General features: G+C 53.7%; 21 protein-coding genes. 10 read left to right on the top strand and 11 right to left on the bottom strand.

Annotation, left to right across the window (positions count from 1 at the left end; all coding sequences use genetic code 11):
- The first annotated feature begins 153 nt into the window (after positions 1-153).
- Positions 154-1,479, top strand: coding sequence for an EVE domain-containing protein (locus QFX31_RS07885; protein ID WP_348531558.1), 1,326 nt, complete (start codon positions 154-156; stop codon positions 1,477-1,479).
- A 314-nt stretch (positions 1,480-1,793) separates the two neighbouring features.
- Here QFX31_RS07885 and QFX31_RS07880 read toward each other — a convergent pair whose 3' ends face one another.
- Positions 1,794-2,471 (bottom strand): tetratricopeptide repeat protein, encoded by a 678-nt coding sequence (locus QFX31_RS07880; RefSeq protein ID WP_348531557.1) that lies wholly within the window; start codon positions 2,469-2,471, stop codon positions 1,794-1,796.
- A gap of 192 nt (positions 2,472-2,663) precedes the next feature.
- Here QFX31_RS07880 and QFX31_RS07875 point away from each other — a divergent pair, with 192 nt between their 5' ends.
- Positions 2,664-4,904, top strand: coding sequence for a DEAD/DEAH box helicase (locus tag QFX31_RS07875; protein WP_348531556.1), 2,241 nt, complete (start codon positions 2,664-2,666; stop codon positions 4,902-4,904).
- A gap of 300 nt (positions 4,905-5,204) precedes the next feature.
- Here the strand turns inward: QFX31_RS07875 and purF are convergent, their stop codons facing one another.
- From purF to QFX31_RS07860, 3 genes are read right to left on the bottom strand one after another with little or no spacing between them, the layout of a single operon-like run.
- Positions 5,205-6,677, bottom strand: coding sequence for an amidophosphoribosyltransferase (gene purF / locus QFX31_RS07870; RefSeq protein WP_348531555.1), 1,473 nt, complete (start codon positions 6,675-6,677; stop codon positions 5,205-5,207).
- Between the two features lie 3 nt (positions 6,678-6,680).
- Positions 6,681-6,851, bottom strand: coding sequence for a 50S ribosomal protein L37e (locus QFX31_RS07865; protein ID WP_297757209.1), 171 nt, complete (start codon positions 6,849-6,851; stop codon positions 6,681-6,683).
- Positions 6,852-6,861: 10 nt separating this feature from the next.
- A complete protein-coding gene (locus tag QFX31_RS07860) occupies positions 6,862-7,077 on the bottom strand; it encodes an LSm family protein (RefSeq protein WP_297757207.1) in 216 nt (71 codons plus the stop codon).
- A gap of 93 nt (positions 7,078-7,170) precedes the next feature.
- Between QFX31_RS07860 and QFX31_RS07855 the strand changes: the two genes are divergently transcribed.
- From QFX31_RS07855 to QFX31_RS07845, 3 genes are all read left to right on the top strand, one after another.
- A complete protein-coding gene (locus QFX31_RS07855) occupies positions 7,171-7,650 on the top strand; it encodes an RNA-binding protein (protein ID WP_348531554.1) in 480 nt (159 codons plus the stop codon).
- Positions 7,651-8,018: 368 nt separating this feature from the next.
- On the top strand, positions 8,019-8,270 hold the full coding sequence (locus QFX31_RS07850) for a hypothetical protein (RefSeq protein WP_348531553.1): 252 nt from the start codon (positions 8,019-8,021) through the stop codon (positions 8,268-8,270).
- A gap of 120 nt (positions 8,271-8,390) precedes the next feature.
- A complete protein-coding gene (locus QFX31_RS07845; protein WP_348531552.1) occupies positions 8,391-8,777 on the top strand; it encodes a hypothetical protein in 387 nt (128 codons plus the stop codon).
- Between the two features lie 258 nt (positions 8,778-9,035).
- On the opposite strand, the gene QFX31_RS07840 is transcribed toward QFX31_RS07845, so the two are convergent.
- A complete protein-coding gene (locus QFX31_RS07840; RefSeq protein WP_348531551.1) occupies positions 9,036-9,971 on the bottom strand; it encodes a manganese-dependent inorganic pyrophosphatase in 936 nt (311 codons plus the stop codon).
- A 200-nt stretch (positions 9,972-10,171) separates the two neighbouring features.
- On the opposite strand from QFX31_RS07840, the gene phrB reads away from it, so the two are divergent.
- Entirely contained in the window at positions 10,172-11,503 is a 1,332-nt protein-coding gene (gene phrB / locus QFX31_RS07835; protein WP_348531550.1) for a deoxyribodipyrimidine photo-lyase, read from the top strand.
- On the opposite strand, the gene QFX31_RS07830 is transcribed toward phrB, so the two are convergent.
- The 3 genes from QFX31_RS07830 to nadC form a co-directional block, all read right to left on the bottom strand.
- Positions 11,497-12,600: a cell division protein FtsZ gene (locus tag QFX31_RS07830; protein WP_348531549.1), complete on the bottom strand. Its 1,104-nt coding sequence runs from the start codon at positions 12,598-12,600 to the stop codon at positions 11,497-11,499. The genes phrB and QFX31_RS07830 overlap by 7 nt on opposite strands.
- Before the next feature lie 78 nt (positions 12,601-12,678).
- On the bottom strand, positions 12,679-13,827 hold the full coding sequence (locus QFX31_RS07825; RefSeq protein WP_348531548.1) for a CARDB domain-containing protein: 1,149 nt from the start codon (positions 13,825-13,827) through the stop codon (positions 12,679-12,681).
- Positions 13,828-13,843: 16 nt separating this feature from the next.
- Complete coding sequence (gene nadC / locus QFX31_RS07820; RefSeq protein WP_348531547.1) at positions 13,844-14,644, bottom strand: carboxylating nicotinate-nucleotide diphosphorylase; 801 nt, start codon at positions 14,642-14,644, stop codon at positions 13,844-13,846.
- A 331-nt stretch (positions 14,645-14,975) separates the two neighbouring features.
- On the opposite strand from nadC, the gene QFX31_RS07815 reads away from it, so the two are divergent.
- Entirely contained in the window at positions 14,976-15,983 is a 1,008-nt protein-coding gene (locus QFX31_RS07815) for a class I SAM-dependent methyltransferase family protein (RefSeq protein ID WP_348531546.1), read from the top strand.
- A gap of 28 nt (positions 15,984-16,011) precedes the next feature.
- Here the strand turns inward: QFX31_RS07815 and QFX31_RS07810 are convergent, their stop codons facing one another.
- Positions 16,012-16,707, bottom strand: a complete 696-nt coding sequence (locus QFX31_RS07810; protein WP_348531545.1) for a queuosine precursor transporter — start codon at positions 16,705-16,707, stop codon at positions 16,012-16,014.
- Between the two features lie 222 nt (positions 16,708-16,929).
- Here QFX31_RS07810 and QFX31_RS07805 point away from each other — a divergent pair, with 222 nt between their 5' ends.
- On the top strand, positions 16,930-17,592 hold the full coding sequence (locus QFX31_RS07805; RefSeq protein ID WP_348531544.1) for a flavodoxin family protein: 663 nt from the start codon (positions 16,930-16,932) through the stop codon (positions 17,590-17,592).
- 84 nt (positions 17,593-17,676) lie between these two features.
- Positions 17,677-18,240, top strand: a complete 564-nt coding sequence (locus QFX31_RS07800; protein ID WP_348531543.1) for an imidazoleglycerol-phosphate dehydratase — start codon at positions 17,677-17,679, stop codon at positions 18,238-18,240.
- A gap of 266 nt (positions 18,241-18,506) precedes the next feature.
- Here QFX31_RS07800 and QFX31_RS07795 read toward each other — a convergent pair whose 3' ends face one another.
- Positions 18,507-18,866, bottom strand: a complete 360-nt coding sequence (locus tag QFX31_RS07795; protein WP_348531542.1) for a DUF4064 domain-containing protein — start codon at positions 18,864-18,866, stop codon at positions 18,507-18,509.
- Positions 18,867-19,044: 178 nt separating this feature from the next.
- Positions 19,045-19,905, bottom strand: coding sequence for a CRISPR system precrRNA processing endoribonuclease RAMP protein Cas6 (gene cas6 / locus QFX31_RS07790; protein WP_348531541.1), 861 nt, complete (start codon positions 19,903-19,905; stop codon positions 19,045-19,047).
- 135 nt (positions 19,906-20,040) lie between these two features.
- Between cas6 and csa3 the strand changes: the two genes are divergently transcribed.
- Complete coding sequence (gene csa3, locus QFX31_RS07785) at positions 20,041-20,670, top strand: CRISPR-associated CARF protein Csa3 (RefSeq protein ID WP_348531540.1); 630 nt, start codon at positions 20,041-20,043, stop codon at positions 20,668-20,670.
- Positions 20,671-21,061 lie beyond the last annotated feature (391 nt).

The raw sequence follows: 21,061 nt of genomic DNA, 5'->3' as shown, positions 1-21,061 counted from the left end.
ATGGATCGCGTTCATGTTCCTCGGAGTCACTGAAGTCAACATATGGCTCTGCGGCGAGAAACACCAGAAAATCGCTAACCTCAACGAGAATACCATAAAGATCATCAAACTGTTCGGACCAGAATGCGAAAAATACTACGGACTGGAGCGTTAATGCGGAATGTGGGTTATAGCATAGAAGAATTGCTTTTTGCATTGAACAACATGCGGCCTTTAGAATTGCCAAGTGATTTCTTTAGTTCGATACAAAAATTAGTCAGGAAGTCCGCAAAAACCAAAGAAAGGGATCTGATATTATACTTAAGAAAGGTATTCGAAAATGATGTTTCCCGTATCTCTTTAGTGCTAAATTATGTATTTCCTGAGAAATATTTCTTCTATCGAGTATCCATGTTGGAGGACGAGATCTTTTCAGGTCTGAAGTTCTTTGCCGATATTGTTGACGAATTTAACCTACCGTTCTCGAAGATTGGAAAGGGAAAACACAGCTTTGATAATTATATTAAACTAAATGAAGTGCTGCATATCTTCGCAGATAAGAACTGGCCTGATGAGGACCCAAAGACAGTTCAGCAAAGGGTGCACTATTTTCTGTACCATGGGCTGGGGAGGACATTTCTAACAACGAATTACTACAACCGATATTGGATCATGGCAACCAGCGAGCCGTACTTTGAAGCCTTGGATGCAGAGCCAGATACGGTCTGGTCTGGGCGAAAGGAAATGAAAGAAGGGGATCTTGTCTTCATGTACAGACAGGCACCACGCAAAGCGATTACCGATATATATCGTGTCCAAGAGGATCCCTGGTTTGATCCATATGGAGGGTGGGAGGGCTTTTGGGTTCCACTGAAGAAAATTACCCCAATAAGAGACATTACGATGGGAGAAATGAAGCATGATGCGATCCTAAAACAGTGGAGCTTTGTGAGAGTCCAGTCTCAGGGGGTTTCAACCGCGCAGATACCATATTTTGCGTATAACCGGTTATTGGATCTAATTGATAAAGATATCAAAGAGAAATTTAATCTAAAGCCAGAGATAACTTCATGTGCACCTCAAATTAATAATATCGTCGAGTTTGAGGATGAAAAAGAATTTGAAGATAAGATCATCGAGCCGTTGCTGAAACGTTGGGGATTCAAACATCAAAGACAGGTTTCGTATGATTTCATGACCAGTCAACCACATACATGCCACATAGACTATCTTGTGAAAGATAACGATAACACTGACATTACTATAATTGAAAATAAAATTAGAATCGCTAATGAAAAGGAGCTCAACAGGGCCGTGGCCCAAGCTAAAACCTATGCATTACTGCTTGGCATGGGCGGTTTTGTAGTTGCAGCACCAGAAGGTTTTTGGATCTACAAGCTTGAAAAAAATAAAGAGGTTTTATTAGACTACATTACCTTTGATATGGACGATAAAAACATCGATAAGATGAAATCGCTGATATTAAATCTTAAAACGTGAAGTCATCTAAAAATTCACAGACTCCTCCCGATGATGAGAATGCGGCCAGCGGCAGTGATCTCACGAGACCATTCCTGCGACGTTATAGGCGTGCCGAAAGGATGAAGATGCGCCATGACCTAACACTTGATCAGGAACGCGCCTCATACGCGAGGCCGGCTCTCGGCGAGCATGGGAATCTCGAGCAGTCGTAGGCGCTGAGAGATCGAGCTGGTGATAGAGAATAAACAGGGCGCAAACTCCGGTCTTCAGGCCGGAGCAGTTGGCGACTCGTTGCAGATACAACAATATCAGTCGCTGATGTTCACGTCATATCATCTCCTCTGGTTCAGCTCCGCGGCTCTGAATGCCTCCTCAGCCTCTTTATTCATGCCGAGCTTTTTCAGTGCAAGACCCTTGTTGCGCAGGGCGGTTGGGTTGCCAGGATCCAGCTGGAGAGCCCTCTCATACATCGCCAGGGCCTCGTGGTACCTCTCCTGGTAGTAGAGGGCAATACCTTTGCCTATCCAGGCGCCGGCGTAGGTCTGATTTACGATTATAGATCTATCGAATGCTGAGATGGCATCATCGAGCCTTCCCATGCTGATAAGCGTGTTGCCCTTGTTGCTCCAGGCCTCGTAGTTCATGGGATCTGCCTGGATTGCGGCGTCAAAGCACTGAAGCGAATCGTTGTACCTCTTCATTGCTACCAGCACGATACCCTTGAAGTTCCATGCCTCTGCATCAGAGACGTCGAGCTGAGTGGCCCTGTCAAAGCTCTGGTATGCCTCTCTCAGCATACCTCTTGTGAGCAGTATCTTCCCCCGGAGAAGCCAAGCCTGCTCGAGGCCGCCGTTCATTCTTAGTGCAGTCTCTGTGAGGTTCAGGGCCTGATTGTAATCCCTCGCAGCAAAAAGCGCCTTTGCGTTATCAACAAGCTCCTGGGGTGTGTTCTGAGCCGCAGATGCATCAAGGAGAATGACAAGCATGAGCAACACTGTCAGTTTTCTCATGCTGCGCTCCATGCAGCGGAGATCAAATATAGATTCCGGTCAGCGCGATTCGAGTGTCGCAGGCGAGCTGCTGTGATCTACTCTCCAAGGCATTAAGACCGGGTTTTGCGCCCTGCTGCTTTTCTATCCATTCAGGAGATCCTCAGGGAATGCTCCAAAAAAAAGATATCGTCACATGCCCACTGAGGGCTTATGTCCTACCTGGTCCATCCGCTCCTCAAGCCAGAGACCGTGGAGAAGCGGCTCTTTCAGATAGATCTGGCCGCCAGGGCGCTGCGCAGATCGACTCTGGTTGTTATGCCGACCGGTCTGGGGAAGACGATCGTTGCGCTGATGGTCCTGCTCGCCCGCCTCGAGAGGGGCAGGGTGCTCTTCCTGGCGCCAACGCGTCCACTTGTGGAGCAGCATGCAGCGTTTCTCCGGAGGGTTCTCACCGCTCCGGATTACGTCGCATCTGTGACAGGAGAGACTGATCCTGAGAGCAGGGCTGAGATATGGAGGAGCACCAGGATCGTGGTCTCGACCCCTCAGGTTGTGGAGAACGATCTCCTATCAGGCAGGATGGACCTCAGGGATGTGTCGCTTGTTATATTCGATGAGGCACACAGGGCTACGGGAAACTACGCCTACGTCTACATAGCAGACCGCTACAGGAGAGAGGCCAGGGATCCGCTTGTCCTGGGAATGACAGCTAGCCCTGGGAGCGAGGCGGAGAGGGTAGCCGAGATCTGCTCCAACCTGGGAATAGAGAGCATCGAGACGAAGAGCGAGAGCGATCCCGATGTCGCCCCATTCGTCCATCACAGGGAGATAGAGTGGATAAAGGTGGAGGTGCCGGAGCAGCTCCAGAAGATACGGGGTGTTATAGACGGCCTGGTGAGCGAGAGGATGGAGGAGATCAACAGCCTGGGGATGTGCAGGATAGATCCCAGGACATCGAAGGGCGAGCTGCTCGACCTGCAGAAGCGGTTCAGCAGCGAGCTCGCACGTGGTCCGAACCAGAACATCTTCAGGGGAATCTCCCTGCTCGCTGAGATCCTCAAGCTCAAGCACGCGGTCGAGCTCGCTGAGACCCAGGGCGTGAGCGCTCTGAGGCAGTACCTGGAGCGGCTTGGGCAGGAGGCGAGATCGAGGGGCGGATCGAAGGCTTCGCGCAGGCTCATGGAGGATCCCAGGATACAGCATGTCCTCTCAATGCTGGAGGATATGGATCTGGAGCACCCGAAGCTCAGCAGGGCACTCGAGATCATAGAGGATCAGCTCGAGGAAGCTCCGGAGTCGAGGATAATCGTGTTCACAAACTACCGCGACACAGCGACAGCGCTTCTCAGGTTCCTTCAGTCAAACGCCTCGGATGCTGTGAGACCCGTTCGTTTCGTCGGCCAGACGAGCAGGGAGAACGATGAGGGCCTGAGCCAGAAAAGGCAGTCTGAGATACTGGAGAAGTTCAGAGCAGGAGAGTACAATGTTCTCATAGCGACCTCTGTCGGAGAGGAGGGCATAGACATACCGTCCACGGATATGGTCATGTTCTACGAGCCGGTGCCATCTGAGATAAGAAGCATACAGCGGAAGGGCAGGACAGGGCGCGCGAGGGCCGGCAGGGTCGTTGTGCTGATCGCGAAGGGGACAAGGGACGAGGCATACTACTGGATAAGCGACCGGAAGGAGAAGACCATGAGGAGGCAGCTGCAGGGCATGGCAGAGCCCCTGCCTGTTGACTCCGCTGCATCCTCAGTAGCGAAATCATCGAGGCAGATCTGCATCACCGAGATCTGCGAGCCTGATGAGGATGTGCCCCTCGTGATCGTCGATCCACGCGAGCGGGATATGGCCAGGCTGCTCGAGAGGTCCGGGCTGAGAACAGTTCTGAGGTCTCTTGAGGTCGGAGATTACGTACTATCCGAGCGGCTCGGAATAGAGCGCAAAACAGCGGACGATCTCATCGATTCGATCGTGGATCCTGAGCGTGATCTCTTCCGGCAGATAGGAGATCTTGCAAGGACATACGACCGACCGCTGCTGATCATAGAGGGCCAGAATCTCTATGCAAGGCAGGTTCATCCGAATGCTGTCAGGGGAATTCTTGCCACAATAGCGGTGGATTTCGGAGTACCGATCGTGCCGACTGCGAGCATTGAGGAGAGCGCAGCTCTGATCTCGCTGATGGCGAGAAGGGAGCATGAGGCCGGCTACAGGGATGTGAAGCCGCACGGCAGGAAGACATCCAGAACGCTGAAGGAGCAGCAGGAGTATCTCGTATCAGCGCTTCCCGGCGTCGGGCCGTCGGTGGCGCGCAGTCTCCTGCGCCACTTCGGATCTGTGGAGAGGATCATGACAGCCACCGAGGAGGAGCTGATGGCCGTGGAGAAAGTCGGCCCGAAGACGGCTGCCAGGATCAGGGAGATCGTGGGAGGCGAGTACAGGGGTTAGAGATGCAGTGAGACTCAATTATGCGGCATGCTGTCCTATCTGGAGCTGCCATACTCGGTCCAGAATCATGTAACATTCTCAAAACGGCCACAGGCTCGTAGATCGCATTTGTGCTCGCAGAGGCGGTATGGGACCACTTAATGGATTGCAGCTCTGAGACCGCTTCAGGGCTGGAAAACACTCACGTCTGATTATTGGTATTAAAATAGCCCTTGGACCATTTTCACCCACATGGGTGGCGTTGTGTCATGAGCGTTTTTCTGCGAGGGCGCTCCAAAAGCACGCAGGCGAATACCCGGATCATGCCTCCTCATTCGCCTCAGCTTCGTCATCCCCCTCCTCCGCATCATCCTGTTCTTCATCTCTGGGTGGAAAGTCGGTCAGCCGCCTCTGTGAGATCACACACTTCTCACCGGGTATTTCTAAAGGGTATATCCCCGTTAGGCAGCCGGTGCAGAAGTGGTCCTCCGGGAGGCCGATAGCCTTTATCAGCCCTTCCAGGCTCACATATCCCAGAGAGTCAGCATCTATGACGGTCTCGACTCCTGCCACGGTCTTGTGCGCTGCTATGAGCTCATCCCTTGTCGCCATATCGATTCCGAGATAGCAGGGCGCTATTATCGGCGGGCTTCCTATTCTCACGTGGACCTTCCGCGCTCCAGCATCCTTCACCATCTTCACGATCCTGCGGCTCGTGGTGCCTCTGACTATGCTGTCGTCCACAAGAACGATGCGCTGCCCCTCGATGTTCGGCCTGATGGTGTTCATCTTCATGCGCACCGCTGCCTCCCTCATGGATTGATCCGGCATGATGAACGTCCTCCCCACGTAGCGGTTCTTCATGAGGCACTCCTTGTACCGTATACCGGAGCGCTGGTGGTATCCCACAGCCATGGTGATCCCGGAGTCGGGAATCGGGGAGACGATATCCGCATCTGCCGGATGCTCATCCGCGAGAATACAGCCTATGTTCACCCTGACATCGTAGATGAGCTTCGTATCCATGATGCTGTCGGGCCTCGCGAAGTAGATGTACTCGAATATGCAGTGCGCAGGTTTTGGAGAGTTCACGAGCCTTATGCACTTCATCCCGCCATCTTTCAGAACGACCATCTCTCCGGGCGCGACGTCTCTAATGAGCCTGCCGTTCAGCGCGTCTATGGCAACGCTCTCAGATGCCACCATGAATCCATCATCAAGCGCCCCGATGCAGAGCGGCTTTATCCCGAGCGGATCCCTGAGTCCGATAACGGTGTCGTTGCACATGATCGCCAGAGAATAGGAGCCGACGAGCCTGCGCATGACAGCTCTCATTGCATCCGCGAGATCGTATCGCTGAATCTCCTTCACAAGAAGATGGGCTATTACCTCTGTGTCTGATGTTGTGGAAAAGATATCACCAGCGCCCTCGAGCTCAGATCTCAGCTCCCCTGAGTTCACAAGGTTGCCGTTGTGTGCTATTGCGATGGTCGTGTCCCTGTATTTAACAAGTATCGGCTGGCTGTTCTCCAGCGTGTGCGCGCCTGATGTGGGATAGCGGACATGACCGATCCCAACGGGCCCCCGAAGAAGTTCGATCTGGGCAGTGGTGAAGACTTCTGTGACCAGCCCCAGCCCACGGTAGGAGTGGATGGATTTTCCATCATGCACGCAGATGCCGGCAGCCTCCTGGCCGCGGTGCTGCAATGCATGCAGGGCATAGTAGATCCTCTTAGCCACGCTTTTGTTCGTGTCCCCCAACGAGATCCCGACGACCCCGCATGCATCTCGCATATCTCAGTATCCAGCCTTACGCATCCACTTGTAACTTCTGAGCCTCTTCGATCTGCCGAAACCGCACGCGACGCATGTCTTTCTGTTGAAGTTGTATGAGAGCTTGCCGCATCTCCTGCACCTTACATGCGTCCTTTTGTGACATTTGCCCATAGAGGGCGTGCCTTTGCTCATCTAGTCCACCTCATGGCGATATGTAGACGACATTGTCCCCACGAACTATCACAGCGCCGATCTTGCGTGCTGTGCCCTCCGCGATCTCCTCTGTGTTCTCCAGGACAAGGTTCATGTGTATGTCATAGCCCTGGAGCTCTCCGCGAAACGCCCTTCCATCCTTGAGCTTCACTATCACGGGCGAATTTAGCGATTCATTCAAAATATCAAGCGGCCTCTGAGCCATCAACTCCTCTCCACGCTGATGTACCAGCAAAATGCTTATCTGCACGTGACTGTCTCGTTGCATATTTAAATTTGTCGGGAAAAAGTGGTGACCATGAGGATCAAATCCAGGCACCACCTGAAGGGCAGCGAGGTCAAAAGAATACTGAGCGCAATCGGGGATCAGATCGAGGATCCCGATCTTCTGAGAAGAGCCTCGATGGAGCTCGCCGAGACCGACGAGGGTTTCGAGATCATAATCGTTAACGGTAAACCTCTTTTGATGATAATAAACGGAGAGCCGTTCTTCACAGTCCTGGGAGCAATCGAGCTGTCCCCAAAGGGAAGAACAGTGGTGGTGGATTCGGGTGCTGTGAGATTCATAGCAAACGGCGCTGATGTGATGGGCCCTGGGATAGTGCATGCAGATCCCGAGATCGAAGCCGGAGATCTCGTCGTTGTCGTGGAAGAGCGGCACAGGAAGCCGCTTGCTGTGGGGAGGGCGCTCCGGGCCGGTCCGGATATGAAGGGTGAGGGGAAGGCTGTTGAGTCGATCCATCACGTCGGCGACAAAATATGGAAGAGCATCTGCTGAGATGCAGGGGCTGTAGTACCAAAAGCTGCAATCGCTCTTATGTGTTCAGCAGCTTGGATGTCATTGAGGCAGGCTGCTGGAAGCACATGTTCATTTTTCAGGCGCGTGTAGCATGACCAGTGTCGCTACAGGCAGGTTATCATATGATCGCCTTCCAGGTCGCGCTGTCAGTGCCTGATTGCCACACCACCTTGCATCAAACAGCCAGAGCGGCTGTTCAGCTCTGCACCTCAGAAACAAAATAACATAATTATAATAGATAAACTTCATCCAAAAAGTCTATAAGCCAGTATCAGCAATATAAAAAATAGGTGTTAGATATGTTCGGGAAAAGATATATCTGCGGTTGCTGTGGTGCTGAGATCGATGTGAAGAGGACGAAGAAGGTCGATCTCGGGAAGGGCTGGGTGGAGTGCCTCCCGCCTGCCGGAAGGGAGTGGAGAGCACCTACAGCGAAGAAGGAGCTTTCAGATGGAAATGTGTATTATATCGATATGCTGAACAACCTCCATAAGAGGGAGGAGTTCATAGAGCTGTTCGGAGTGGATCCTGAGAAGGCGATAAAGTACATGCGCGAGCACATAATCCTGAGCAGCCGGAGGAGTGATGGGAATAAGTGATGTGAGGAAAAAAAGTATATATTGGATACAGGATAGTGGAGAGAAATACTATAGATATAAAACATAAGTTATATATACATGCTTTCAATACAGAAATAATATAGTGTAGGTGATTTGATAATGATAAAGAAGCTCATATGTCATCACTGCGGTTCTGTAAACCTTCTCGATACACAGCAGCTTGAGCAGGGCGTCAATGATAATGAGGACTGGCTCGAGTGCTCGGAGCCGGATGATTTTCAGTGGAGGCTGCCTGCAGGAAAGATCACCCCTGTCATAGGAGACCCGATATACATCACCGGTGGAGGTATGCGGCTGACCAGAGGGCAGTACATAGAGCAGTATGGCATAGATCCTGAGATCGCGCTGACCATGATGAGGGGCATGGGCAGAGCTGTGAAGGCGACCATAAACACCGCTGCTGAGATCGGCAAGACAGACTCCAGGGTCCCGGGATCGATAAGAAAGCTCATGGAGAAGCTCAGCAGGACCAGAGGGGATCTGTGAGGGATTTTGCAGATCTCAGCAGCGTCCGCAGGCTCAGATCGCTGAGGGCCTGACTCGTTGGAGATCTCGATCAGGTCTGGCCTTCATTGGGATGCGGGTCTTCGTGTCCTGGATCACAGGGCTAGGCCGTAGCGCTGAAAGACGCCCAGCTGGATGGAACAACTGGAACATGCCTCAATGGTGATCTCACAAAGCCCGATGATGCGACGCCCGATGAGACAGGCACACATCCTGAAAGTAAAAAGATAAAAGGGGCTCTCACTTCTTGAATGCTGACTCGAGCGGCGGGATGACCTGCTTCTTTCTCGAGAGCACCTTCTCCTTGTAGATGGAGTTGTTGACGACCTTTCCGCCGAACGCCTTCTCGAATCCCGCTTTTGCGGCATCTGTGCCGACGAAGAGGAGATCTGATGCCTCCTTGATGACGTCTGTGAGCATCAGAACAACCATATCGAGCTTCTCAGACTCCAGGGTCTTTCTCATCTCCGCAAGGATCTCCTCCCGCTTCGGGGCGAGATCCGCGAGATCCATGACCTCGATCTGGCCGACGCCAGCCTTGACACCGCTGAAGTCGAACTTCTTGAAGTCGCCGAAGACTATGTCCTTCGCTGTCTTCGACTTTATATCGCTCTTCGCCTTGAGCATCTCCATGCCGAACTTCTGCGGATCCTCTCCACAGATCTTAGAGAGCTTCTCCACTGTCGCCTTGTCCTTGTCGGTGCATGTCGGTGACTTGAAGAGAACCGTATCGCTCAGAATCGCGGCCATCATGAGGCCTGCCATCTCCTTTGATATCTTGACCCCGTTCAGCTCGTACATGCTGGCGATGATCGTTCCGGTCGCGCCCACAGGCTCGTTGTGGAAGAATATCGGCTTGCCGGTCTGTATGTCCCCTATCTTGTGGTGATCGATGATCTCCTGTATGTCAGCCTTCATGATGTTGTCCACAGCCTGGCCCACCTCGTTGTGATCGACCAGGATCACCTTCTTATCGGTCGCGTCCTTCAGCACAACAGGCGGAGCTATCTTGAAGTGCTCAAGCACATACTTTGTCTCGTTGTTGATCTCCCCTGCGGCTGCGGGGACGACATCCTTCATTCCAAGCTGGTTCTTCAGATTCGCGTATGTTATCGCGGAGGTCACGGAATCTGTATCCGGACTCTTATGCCCGACCACATAGATATTATCTGCCAAACCCAACACCTCGGGGCTTTTGATAGCTGGACTGCCATGGCGGAGAGATTCACATGACATATCACCGCCCGAGACGCATCGTAAACGGAGATGCATCAGCTCAATGAGTGCGCGATCTCTTCCCTCCCAGCAGTCGTCTTACAAGCAACCGTAAGACAAAATAATCAGTAACGAATCATAATATTTAACAGTTATCGGCCATGCACGTAAATCCTGGGAGGATCAGAGCGATTCGCAGCGGCGAGGCTCGCGGGCCTGTGATCTACTGGATGAGCCGCGACCAGCGCGTCAACGACAACTGGGCTCTGCTGTACGCTCTTGAGATCGCCAGAAAGCTGAACGAGTCCCTGGCTGTCGTCTTCTGCCTGACGCCGAGGTTTCTGGAGGCAGGAACAGGAGATCGCTCCTACAGATTCATGCTTGATGGATTGAGAGAGCTTGAGCAGCGTCTTTCGAGCCTTGGTATCGCGTTCATGCTCGCATACGGAGATCCTGGAGATGTGATGCCGGATCTCATCGACGATTCCGGAGCAGGGATGCTGGTTGCTGACTTCAGCCCGCTCAGGATCTCGCGAACCTGGAAGTCGATGGTTGCAGATCGCGTAGAAATACCGTTCCACGAGGTGGACGCGCACAACATAGTCCCGTGCTGGATTGCGTCGCAGAAGCAGGAGTGGTCCGCACACACGTTCAGGTTGAAGCTAAAAAAGCATCTCTCAGAGTTCATGGAGGAGTTCCCGGGTCCCAGTCCACCACTGAGGCCCTGGAGGGAGAGCGTGGAGAACAGATGGCCCGATCCGGGCACCCAGAAGGCTTCGGGCTGCAGGATCCGCTCCGGCGAGCGGGCCGCAGCCGAGCAGCTTGAGCGCTTCATCACAGAGGGCCTGGAGTGGTACGCATCGCATCGCAACGATCCGGCAAGAGATGCCCAGTCCGGCCTCTCCCCGTATCTCCACCTCGGCCAGCTGTCAGCTCAGAGGGTTGCCCTGAACATCATGGCCCTGGGGGATTACACGGAGTTTCTCGATGAGCTGATCGTGCGCAGGGAGCTCTCGGACAACTTCTGTTACCACAACGAGCATTACGACTCCATGGAGGGAATGCCTGAATGGGCGCGCAGGACTCTAGAGGACCACAGAAACGACAGGCGAGATTACATATACTCTTATGATGAGCTGGAGGGCGCGAAGACGCATGATGATCTCTGGAACGCAGCCCAGCTTGAGATGCTTATAAAAGGGAAGATGCACGGGTACCTCAGAATGTACTGGGCGAAGAAGATTCTGGAGTGGTCGGAGTCTCCAGAGGATGCGCTCATTACTGCGATACGCCTCAACGACAGATACGAGCTCGACGGCCGCGACCCGAACGGCTATGCCGGCTGCGGATGGAGCATTGGGGGTCTCCATGACAGGCCGTTCAAGGAGAGGCCTGTATTCGGGAAGATAAGATACATGAGCTATGAGGGGATGAGAAGAAAGTTTGATGCCCGGGAGTATATAAATCGCATCTCCCGGATGGCAGATCAGTAGATCTCCTCGAGATCGTTTATCTGCTCGAACGCCTCGTACAGCTCGCTTCTCGCCCTGTCCTTCCGCTCGCGCTCCTCCTGAATGGCCCACTTCGCCTTTTCGTACAGCTCCACCAGGCCGGGCGCCCTCTCAAGTGAGAGAACAGAGAGCACCCTCGGCTCGCCCTTCTTTATCACTATGCCCTTGAAGACATGGCCTATGGTCTCTGTCAGCGACTCGATCTCTTTTGTTATCTCATCAACATCCAGATACTCTCTGGAGCCCTGTATCACTATCATGGCCCTGCCAGCCTCTCCAGCGTCGACGTTGGCAGGATAGAGAAGACCGACCTCGCGCAGGCTGTTCTTTATCGCCGCCCTCACCGATGGGCTCTTCTTGTCCGCCTGGTAGTATCCGAGTGTGCCCATCCGCAGGCCACCGCTCATCACGGTCTTGAAGTCGCCGAGGTCTGTGACTGACAGCATCTCGCTGTCCAGAGCTTCTATCAGGAAGAGAAGCCTCTGGGCCACCATTGTGTTGATCTTATCGTAAGCGGATGCGATATCGCCGCTGAACCTCTTGAGGTACTGGTTGTCCACGAGTATCATGCCGTCTGCCTCGACCTCTATCATCTCTCTAAGGCAGAAGGCTGCGTTCTGCAGGTAAATAGTGCCCTCCTCCCGGAAGGGAAGAACAGCGATCGGCACTATCGTGGCGTTCTTGTACCTCTTCTTGAGCTCGTGAATCATGAGGGGGGAGAATGACGATCCTGTGCCACCGGAGACCGAGGTCATCACGAATATCAGATCAAAATCGCCCCGCTTCTCGATCTCCTCCAGGATCATCTCCTGGTTCTCCCAGAAGCCCTGCTTGCCCTTGTTCCTGTTCGCGCCAACACCATGCAGGTTTGGCACATGGAGCCTGTCCTTTGCGGCGGTGAACTTGAGCTCCTTGAGATCGTTTATGGCGGTGTTGATGGCTATCGTCTCAACCCGGCTCGGAAACCTCTGCTTGGAGTAGTACTTCGCCAGCCTGGAGCCACCGAAGGCCTGCCTGTTCACAGCATCCAGTATCCGGTTGCCGCACTGGCCGACACCCAACATGAGTACGTTCAACATGATCTCGAACCCGTTCCTGGGCTTTTAAATGCACTTATTTTCATTCCAGCAGCACCATTCATATGATTACTATAACTGTTAGTATTTATATTCCTTGTATCTTTTGTACACCCATAACCCCACTATCATCAATGGTAGAACGAGTAGGTAATACAGATATTTATACTCTCGTTCGAGGACACTCACGCTTGCAGAGGTCCTGGTGAGCGACATGGTCTCACCGCTGCGGTAGCTCACGGTCAGGGCGATGGTGTAGTTGCCGCTTCTCTCCCCCCTCATCTCCGCTCTGTAGCTCTTCGCGCTTCCAGGGGGTATCTCCGGGATCAGCTGATCCAGACCGGTGCATGTAAGCCCCTCCGGCGGCTTCACCTCAGACCTGACCTCCACCATCGTTGCGGTCGCCTGGCCGGCGTTCTCTATGCTTATCTCGATCGGAGCTGTCTCTCCGGATGTGACATTCGTGACGTTTATCCTCGCAACTAGATTTGGCCTCTTTGGGGGCGCCACTATTAGCTCAAAAGGCTCCGTGGTGTTCGTCTTGATCCTGTCCTTTGCGTCCTTGTACCTGACCTCTATCTGGGGAACCTTGACGAGACCCTCCTTCACTGCGCGCATGACATATACCGCGGAATCGGTCTCCCCCGGCCCGAGCTCGCTCTTTATCTTCGGCGGATACCCTGCTATGTATGCGAACTCCGCCAGCGGCGGTATATCGTAAACCTCCACACTCCTGGCAGCCTCGGTCCCGACGTTTCTCACCGTTACCGTTACCTTGACCTCCTCCCCGTAGTTCACGGTGCTCTTATCGAAGCTCTTCTCTATGACCAGATTCGGAGCTGCCCTCGGCTCCCGCTTTTCAGCAGCTCTCTTCCTCGGCGTACCCAGGCTCTCCCTGTACTCGACCCTGAGCTTGGCCGATTCCTCATCGAATATGTCTGTTATTGTGAGAGTCAGTCCCCCTTCCTCCGCGCCGCCGTTGAAGCTGTTCCGGCTGCCCTCTATCACGACCCTCTGCTCTTCGAACTTGCTGCCCTGGGTGACACGCAGAACAACAAGCCCATCCTTAAGTGACTGTATATCGACAAGCTCGGCCCTGTAATCGCCGATCTCCACGCGGTCTCCGATGCTCAGGGTGAACTCCTGGAAGCTCACGCTCTGGTCCTCGTTAGCCCCTGCCGCCAGAGACGTATGCGCTATGAGAAGGAGAAGCAGAAAGATGTATCGCATATGCGCTCACCGCTCTTCATCCCTTACGGACCTCCATGCTGAAGTCTATCCACCTTGCACTGCGTGTGAGGGCCCCCATCGATATCACATCCACGCCTGTTGACGCATATGCCTCGAGGTTGCCCGGGTTAATTCCTCCTGATGCCTCGAGCACTACTCTCGATCTCACACCCATCTCATTGAGCATCGCAACGCCCCTCTTTATATCCTCAGGATCCATGTTGTCAAACATTATGATGTCAGCTCCGAGCTCTGCAGCTCTCACCATCGTATCCAGATCCTCCACCTCAACCTCGATCTTCTTGGTGAAGCTGGCGTGCCTCCTCGCCTCCTTTATCGCATTCTCGAGGCCCATTACCGCTATGTGGTTGTCCTTTATCATGAGAGCTCCTGAGAGGTTGAACCTGTGCGTATCACCTCCTCCAATCAGGACAGCCTTCTTCTCGAAGTACCTGAATCCTGGCGTGGTCTTTCGCGTGCAGGCCACCCTCACCTTCTGCGCCCGGAGCACGCACTCTCTTGTCAGAGTCGCTATGCCGCTCATCCTGCCCAGGATGTTCAGAGCCACCCTCTCCCCCCTCAGGATGTTCCGGGCGCTGCCGTGGAGAGCCATGACCTCAGCTCCAGCGGTCGCGTACTCCCCGTCATCGAAGAGAGGATCCGCATTCACATCAAGGTACTCGAAGAGCACTGAAACCTCCTCGAGGCCGGCGAGTATGCAATCTTCCTTTGAGATTATCGCAGCATCCACATCCAGATCTGGAACCATGCCGGTTGAGTCGTCCCACTCGCCTAGGTCTTCCTCAAGAAATCTCAATAAATCGATAGCAACAAGCCTGCCGATTCTCAATTTTACCGGTCTCCGAATCTCCACTTCATCTTCTGGGCGGAAAAGTCTATTATTCGAGAAGATATTAGCCTTTTGGCAAAGCTGTGACTTACTCTTCGGCCTGAATACCGGAGCTTTCTGCGCTTCAAATACTCCCGGCCACGTAGAGAGGCTTCGACCATGTCGAATGACGTCGAGGGCTTCACGCTCAGATGTTCAGGAGATCCCATTAACACAGGTCTTTGAAGCAACTCGAATATCTGAGTACTGCAAGTTCAGCCAGTGGTAAGTCACGAAACTCCAAGGGCAGCGTGTTAAGATGTCTGAGCTCACACCTGGACTGAAGGCGCCGCGCTCGATGGGGGAGCGGATACGGAGGATTCTCATAGAGAGGGGCGTCCTAGACAGGAGAAAGCGCATCCGATCAGACGGGTCTCACATATACATTCCAGTTCTTGAGAGCATCGACCCTGATGCGCTGAGGGATATCGCAGATGCTGAGATCGTCCGCATGGAGTTCGAGGAGGACCGGAGAAGGATCACCGTCCAGGAGATACTGGGCAGAAAAGCGAGCTTCGAGACCATCGGAGATATAGCAGTGGTCGAGGACGATGAGCCTGAGAGGGTCGCGGATGCGATCATGGCTGTGCACAGGGGAATCCGGACTGTTCTCACTCCCATATCAGATGTTGAGGGCGAGTTCAGGCTCCGCAGGTACAGATACGTTGCAGGAGAGATGAAGACCATCACAGTCCACAGAGAGCACGGCATCCGATACAAGATCGATCTAGAGCGCGCATACTTCTCGCCGAGGCTCAGCACCGAGCGGCTCAGGGTTGCAGAGCAGGTCCGCCCCGGCGATCTTGTGGTGGATATGTTCGCAGGAGTGGGCCCCTTCTCGCTTCTCATTGCAAAGCGGGGTGCCAGGGTGATCGCGATCGACAAGAATCCCTACGCAGTAAAGCTTCTCAGGGAGAACGCGAGGATGAACCGTCTGGATGTTGAGATACGCGAGGGTGACGCTGCCGCTCTCACGGAGGACCTCGCGGGTCAGGCAGATCATGTCGTGATGAACCTGCCGCACTCTGCGTCGATCTTCCTCAAAGAGGCAATACGCACCGCGAAGAGTGGGGGCGTGGTGCACTACTACACATTCGCCCCGGAGGATGACCTGTACAGGGATGTCAGGATCATAGAGGATAAAGCAAGGGAGCTCGGGTGCGAGGCAGCTCACCTTTACAGAGGCATCGTAAGAAGCTATGCACCCAGGATCTACAACGTCGTCATCGATTTCGTGGTGAAGAAAAAAACTGGTAGTGTTCAGTAACAATGATTTTTCATGAGGACGTAAGGAATTATTTTGTGGGCTGGCCTCTGTAGAGAATCCATCTGTTCAGGTACATGAATGGTACATCGATCAGGGCCACTAGCCATTTGGTTATCGTGATTCCTATTATGAGGGGAACCACAGGCATTACCCCGTAGAATGCGATTGTTATGAAGAGCGTTGAGTCGATCAGCATTGCCGGGATGGAGCTAAACGCATTCCTCGCCCAGAGATGACGACCCCTCGTCTTGGACTTGAACCATGCAAAAACCACTGCGTCGAGGTTCTCGCTCACCATGAAGGCGACCCAGGAGGCCAGGACAATCCTGGGCACCTGCCCCAGAAGCATCTCGATCGCATCCTGCTGGTGAAAGAACGGCGCTGGTGGAAGCTCCACCACCAGCCATGAGAAGAGGGAGATCATTATCTGGGATAGAAACGCTATGCCGATCATCCTTCTGGTCTCCTGGAGACCGAACCTCTCGTTCACCACATCCGTGAGGAGAAACGTCACGCTGAATACTATCACAACAGCAGGTGCGTAGAACGTTCCCACAACGAGATCGAAAGCAGCGGTCTTGGCTGCAGCTATGTTCGAGAAGATGCCGAACGCCACATAGATGCCCATGAGCATGTCAGAGCGACCGAACCTGCGGGCATACCACGACCCCATGATCGTGAATGAGCTCACAAGCGCGATCCAGAGCAGCAGCAGTGCGAACATGTCCCACCATCCGGAGCTGGAGTGTGCAGCGTGTTTTGGTAATTCTGAGCCGCATCAGCTGAGATGCGAATTTCCTAGACGGCCTCTGCACCATGCGGTAAGCTGCGCCAGAAATGCGTGCGCAGTTCTCTCAGCTATTGCAGATCGTGCCAAAAGTTGATATGCCTGTCGGTTACATTCGTCTGCGATACAGAGTTCTGCCTGTATCTCCGGGTGATGTGAATGAAGGTACTCGGCATAAACTCCAGCCCCAGAGGGGAGAGGAGCCAGACCCTGAGGCTCGTCAGGTCGGCGCTTGATGGCGCCAGATCAGAAGGAGCTGAGGTCGAGCTGGTGGATGTGTGCAGGCTGAGAATAGAGTACTGCAACGCGTGCGGAGTCTGCTATGCAAAGGGCGAGTGCACGCACAGGGATGACTTCAATCAGGTGTACAAGAAACTCCTCGAATGCGATGGCTTTGTCATAGGCTCCCCGAATTACTTCAGGAGCGTGACAGCCCAGCTCAAGACGCTCATAGACAGGATGGCAGACGCGGTCCACTGCCAGCTTCTCCTGGGCAAGTACGGATGCGCTGTGGCCACTGCCGGCGGCCAGGCATACGATGAGGTCCTGGATTACCTGAGCAGGATAATCGTGGGATTCGGGGCGTCCTATGTTGGTGGTGCAGGAGGGGCACCGGCCATCCCGGGATCGATGGAGGATGCTGAGAAGAGGGCGCGCGATCTCGGAGTGGACCTGGTGCGTGCTATCAGAGAGGGGAGACGCTACCCTGAGCAGGATAGGGTTCACGATGAGATGAAATCCAGGTTTAAAGCTCTCGTGAGCATGAACAGGGACGTCTGGACGCACGAGTACGAGTACTGGAAGAGCAAGGGCTGGCTGTGATAGAGATTTAACAGGGCGCAGATTCCGGTCTTCAGGCCGGAGAGGAAGTCACATTGCACAGATACCAGACCCAAAGGAGCTATCATGCGCACAGGCAGATCTGAGATCAGCGAGATGGGTGCGTTTGCGACCGCCGAGGTGAACCTGGATGGCAGCGGAGCCGCGAACGCATCCACATGCTCGGGATTCATGGACCACATGCTTCATTCGATGGCCAAGCTGGGGTCGATCGACATCAGAGCATCCGCTGGCGGAAACACCCTTTACAGGTATTCGCTCCTGGGAGCGGCTGTTGGAGCATCTCTTGACCAGGCTCTGGGCGAGAGGAGCGGGATAAGAAGATACGGGTTCGCAGCCATCCCGATGGATGATGCGCTTGCAGAGGTGTTCGTGGATCTAGGCGGGAGGGCGTACCTGGTGGTGAAAGGATCATTTCACGGGGAGAGGATCGGGGACCTGAACACATTCGATATAAATGCGGTGCTGAAGGGCATCACCGACCGCGGAAGGCTGACGCTGCACCTCAGGTTCGAGGGGGAGAACGACCACCACATCGCGGAGAGCATATTCAAGGCGCTCGGGCTCGCGATCCGCAACGCCGTGGAGCCGGGATCGCCCGGGGTTCTGAGCACGAAGGGAGTGATTTGAAAGAACGTGTCAGTAGCCACCGCCCACAGATGAGTCGCATGAGAGTGCCGGCGGATGAACTATTGCAGTTGATCGCCGGTACAGCTGGAGATGTCCTCTGAAACAAATGCACTTGGCTCATCTCCGTGCTGGCGGAGATCTGGATCGAGCCCGAGTCCTCGGGATCGGTGAAGTCTCTTTCCCACCATCCTCTGGCAACCCTCCAATTCACCCGGATGAATCGATCCGCAATCTTCCAGAGAACAGTAGAAGATCTGCGGCGGCACTCAGCCGGCCGCCCTCATGCTGCTCTGGTCCGAGGTGGGATGAGATCTCAGCGCCAGTATTCCACCGGCGATCAGTATGAGGCCCGCTATTATCCAGAAAGCGGATGTTGTCACGAAGCCGAGTATGCCGCTGAGAAGCATCAGCGCCCCTCCTGCTCTGTGGTTGTGCGTCACTAGCGCGCCACCCACGATGCCCGTTATGCCGAAGAGTATGGCGCCGAATCCCAGCACGGTCACGGTCTCAGCGCCCTCTGCGCCGACCGCGCCGCCGATACCTCCTATGAACATGACGATTATTCCGGTCAGTATTCCGAACAGCCCTCCCACAATACCCAAAGCAAGCTCAGCATTTCTGCTCATGTATCCACCACCTCATTTAGGCCCTGATCTATCCGGTCAGGGCTTTCTAAAAAGGTGCAGAACCTGAACAGCAGGTGCTTCAAAAACCGCCAACGCAGATCACAGCTCGGCGAAAGAGAGCGATATCCTGCAGGCGGTCGAGTGATGCGATCCCGTTCGGGTTTTCCAAAAGAGCTATCTATCCGCCTCTGTGGATTTCATCAGATCTGCAGATGCGCACCTCGACGGCTCCGCATCCCCTTGCAACAGCGCTTCCAATGCCGCTGAACTCAGCGAATCTCGAGAGAGCAACTATTCCATTTCTCACATCTCTGGGCGCATCATCGGTGAATGTGTAGACGCATCTGCCCGTGAACCCCGGCCTAAGGATCGGCCTGTGATGGCCCTTCCTCTGATCGAATACCGTGTTAACCAATGCGCTGTGCGTCTCATATGATACCGGCCGCTCGATGATGAACCTGGCCATCTCATCCCTCTCAATATCCATCCTGAAGCCATCCGGACACGATGCGTTCCATTTGGACAGAAGGGATGAGAAGACGGCCTCACGGTGCGGGAACATCTCGTAGATGCTGCTGTTCCTGTACTTTATGCATGTGGGCGAGATGAACCTGATATCTATGCACAGATCCTCATGATCAGAAGAGCACAGAAGCTCCTCGAAGCTTGAAGCAGATGTGCTGACACTCTCGACCTGCAGCTCGCCCCTCTCCAGCATGATGCTCCTCTCACGGAGAACCAGCTGTCTCGCTATGGAGGAGAATAGCTCGCCCTCCCTGGAATCAGCTATGCCGATCTTCATCCAGTAGCTGTGCGCTGGATCGAGCTTCTTGTGCCTCGGGCGATCTCCAGGCATGAAGACGCCTCGCAGTGGGCTGAGCGATAGGCTGCTCGGAGGGAAGTCGTGCGCGTACGCTGCGAGATCTTCCTCTGATTCTCTTATTATGTTGAGTAGCGCTGAATAGAGCTGATATCCCTCGCTTGATGGCACCTCAAATGAGTCCACAGGTCTTGCTATCAGTGTTATCTTATGAGGCATTGATGGAGGATTAGCTGTTCAAGGATTTAAACTTGTCGATATTTGCATTGGTATCTTTAATTTGAAAACGTAACTCATCAAAATCCAAAAATTGCAACAAAAAAGCATTTATGCATAAAATTCCAGCTGGATTCGATGAAGACATACATCTCCCCCATAGGCTTCGATTCCTCCCAGTTGATCTCCCTGATAGTGAAGTATGGCATAGAGGGAGGCGACAAAATCGTCCTGTTGCGTCCTGAGGACGAAAGGGACAAGCGCGGCGAGCTTGCGGTTCAGGCGATCAGGGATCTATCTCTGCAGATCGACAGCTCCATCGATCTTCAGATTCACAGGGTAGATCACCGTGATTTTGAGGGCATGGTGCTCTCCCTCAGAGATCTTCTCCGTAACTCGGAGGGCAGGATCATAGTGAACCTCTCAGGCGGGCCGAGGGAGATCTTTCTGGCATTCACAATCGCCTGCCTCTGCGTCTGCGACAGGATCTACAAGGCGACGAACTTCAGCGACATCGACAGATCGCTCAAGGAGATCGAGCTTCCAAATATCAAGGCATCTCTTGATGAGAGGTTTCTCAGGATTCTGAGGGATGTGGAGGAACACCAGCCAACGAGCATAATGGATATAGCAAAACGACTCAACATATCTGAAAGCTCTGTATCGAGACAGGTCGCAGCCCTTGCAGATCTCAAAGCGGTGGATGTGATACAGAAGGGCAAGATGAAGGAGGTCCGGATAACAATCACCGGCAGGCTCTTTCTGTGATGGGTCGATGCGATGGTATCGTGGTGCTACGGAAGGAGATGCTCCAGCTCATCTACTGCAGCCCTCTTGGGTCTATCGCTCACTACAGGGTCTCTCATTTTGAGTGCAATGCGATGAGCTTCATCATCGTGCTTCATCATCGGTCTTCTCTACAAGGGAGTATGCCTAAGCTGCACTGCCCTGCAGGAACCAAACTGAGAATGTCGCAGCAGGCTGCTGATCCGGAAGGGGAAATGCTAAACGGAGAGAATGGGGTTGTGTACTCGAATAGCTGAATGATTCTGCTGTATTCGAGAGCCATGGGCAAGATATCCCATGAATCCGGCTGGACTGAGTGCGGTGGATTTTCAATGATGTGAGTGCACGACCGAATGGGGTATGGTATGCGAAC

The sequence above is a fragment of the Methanothrix sp. genome (assembly GCF_030055635.1).
GTDB lineage: Archaea > Halobacteriota > Methanosarcinia > Methanotrichales > Methanotrichaceae > Methanothrix_B.
This window is presented reverse-complemented; position numbering and strand designations above follow the sequence as displayed.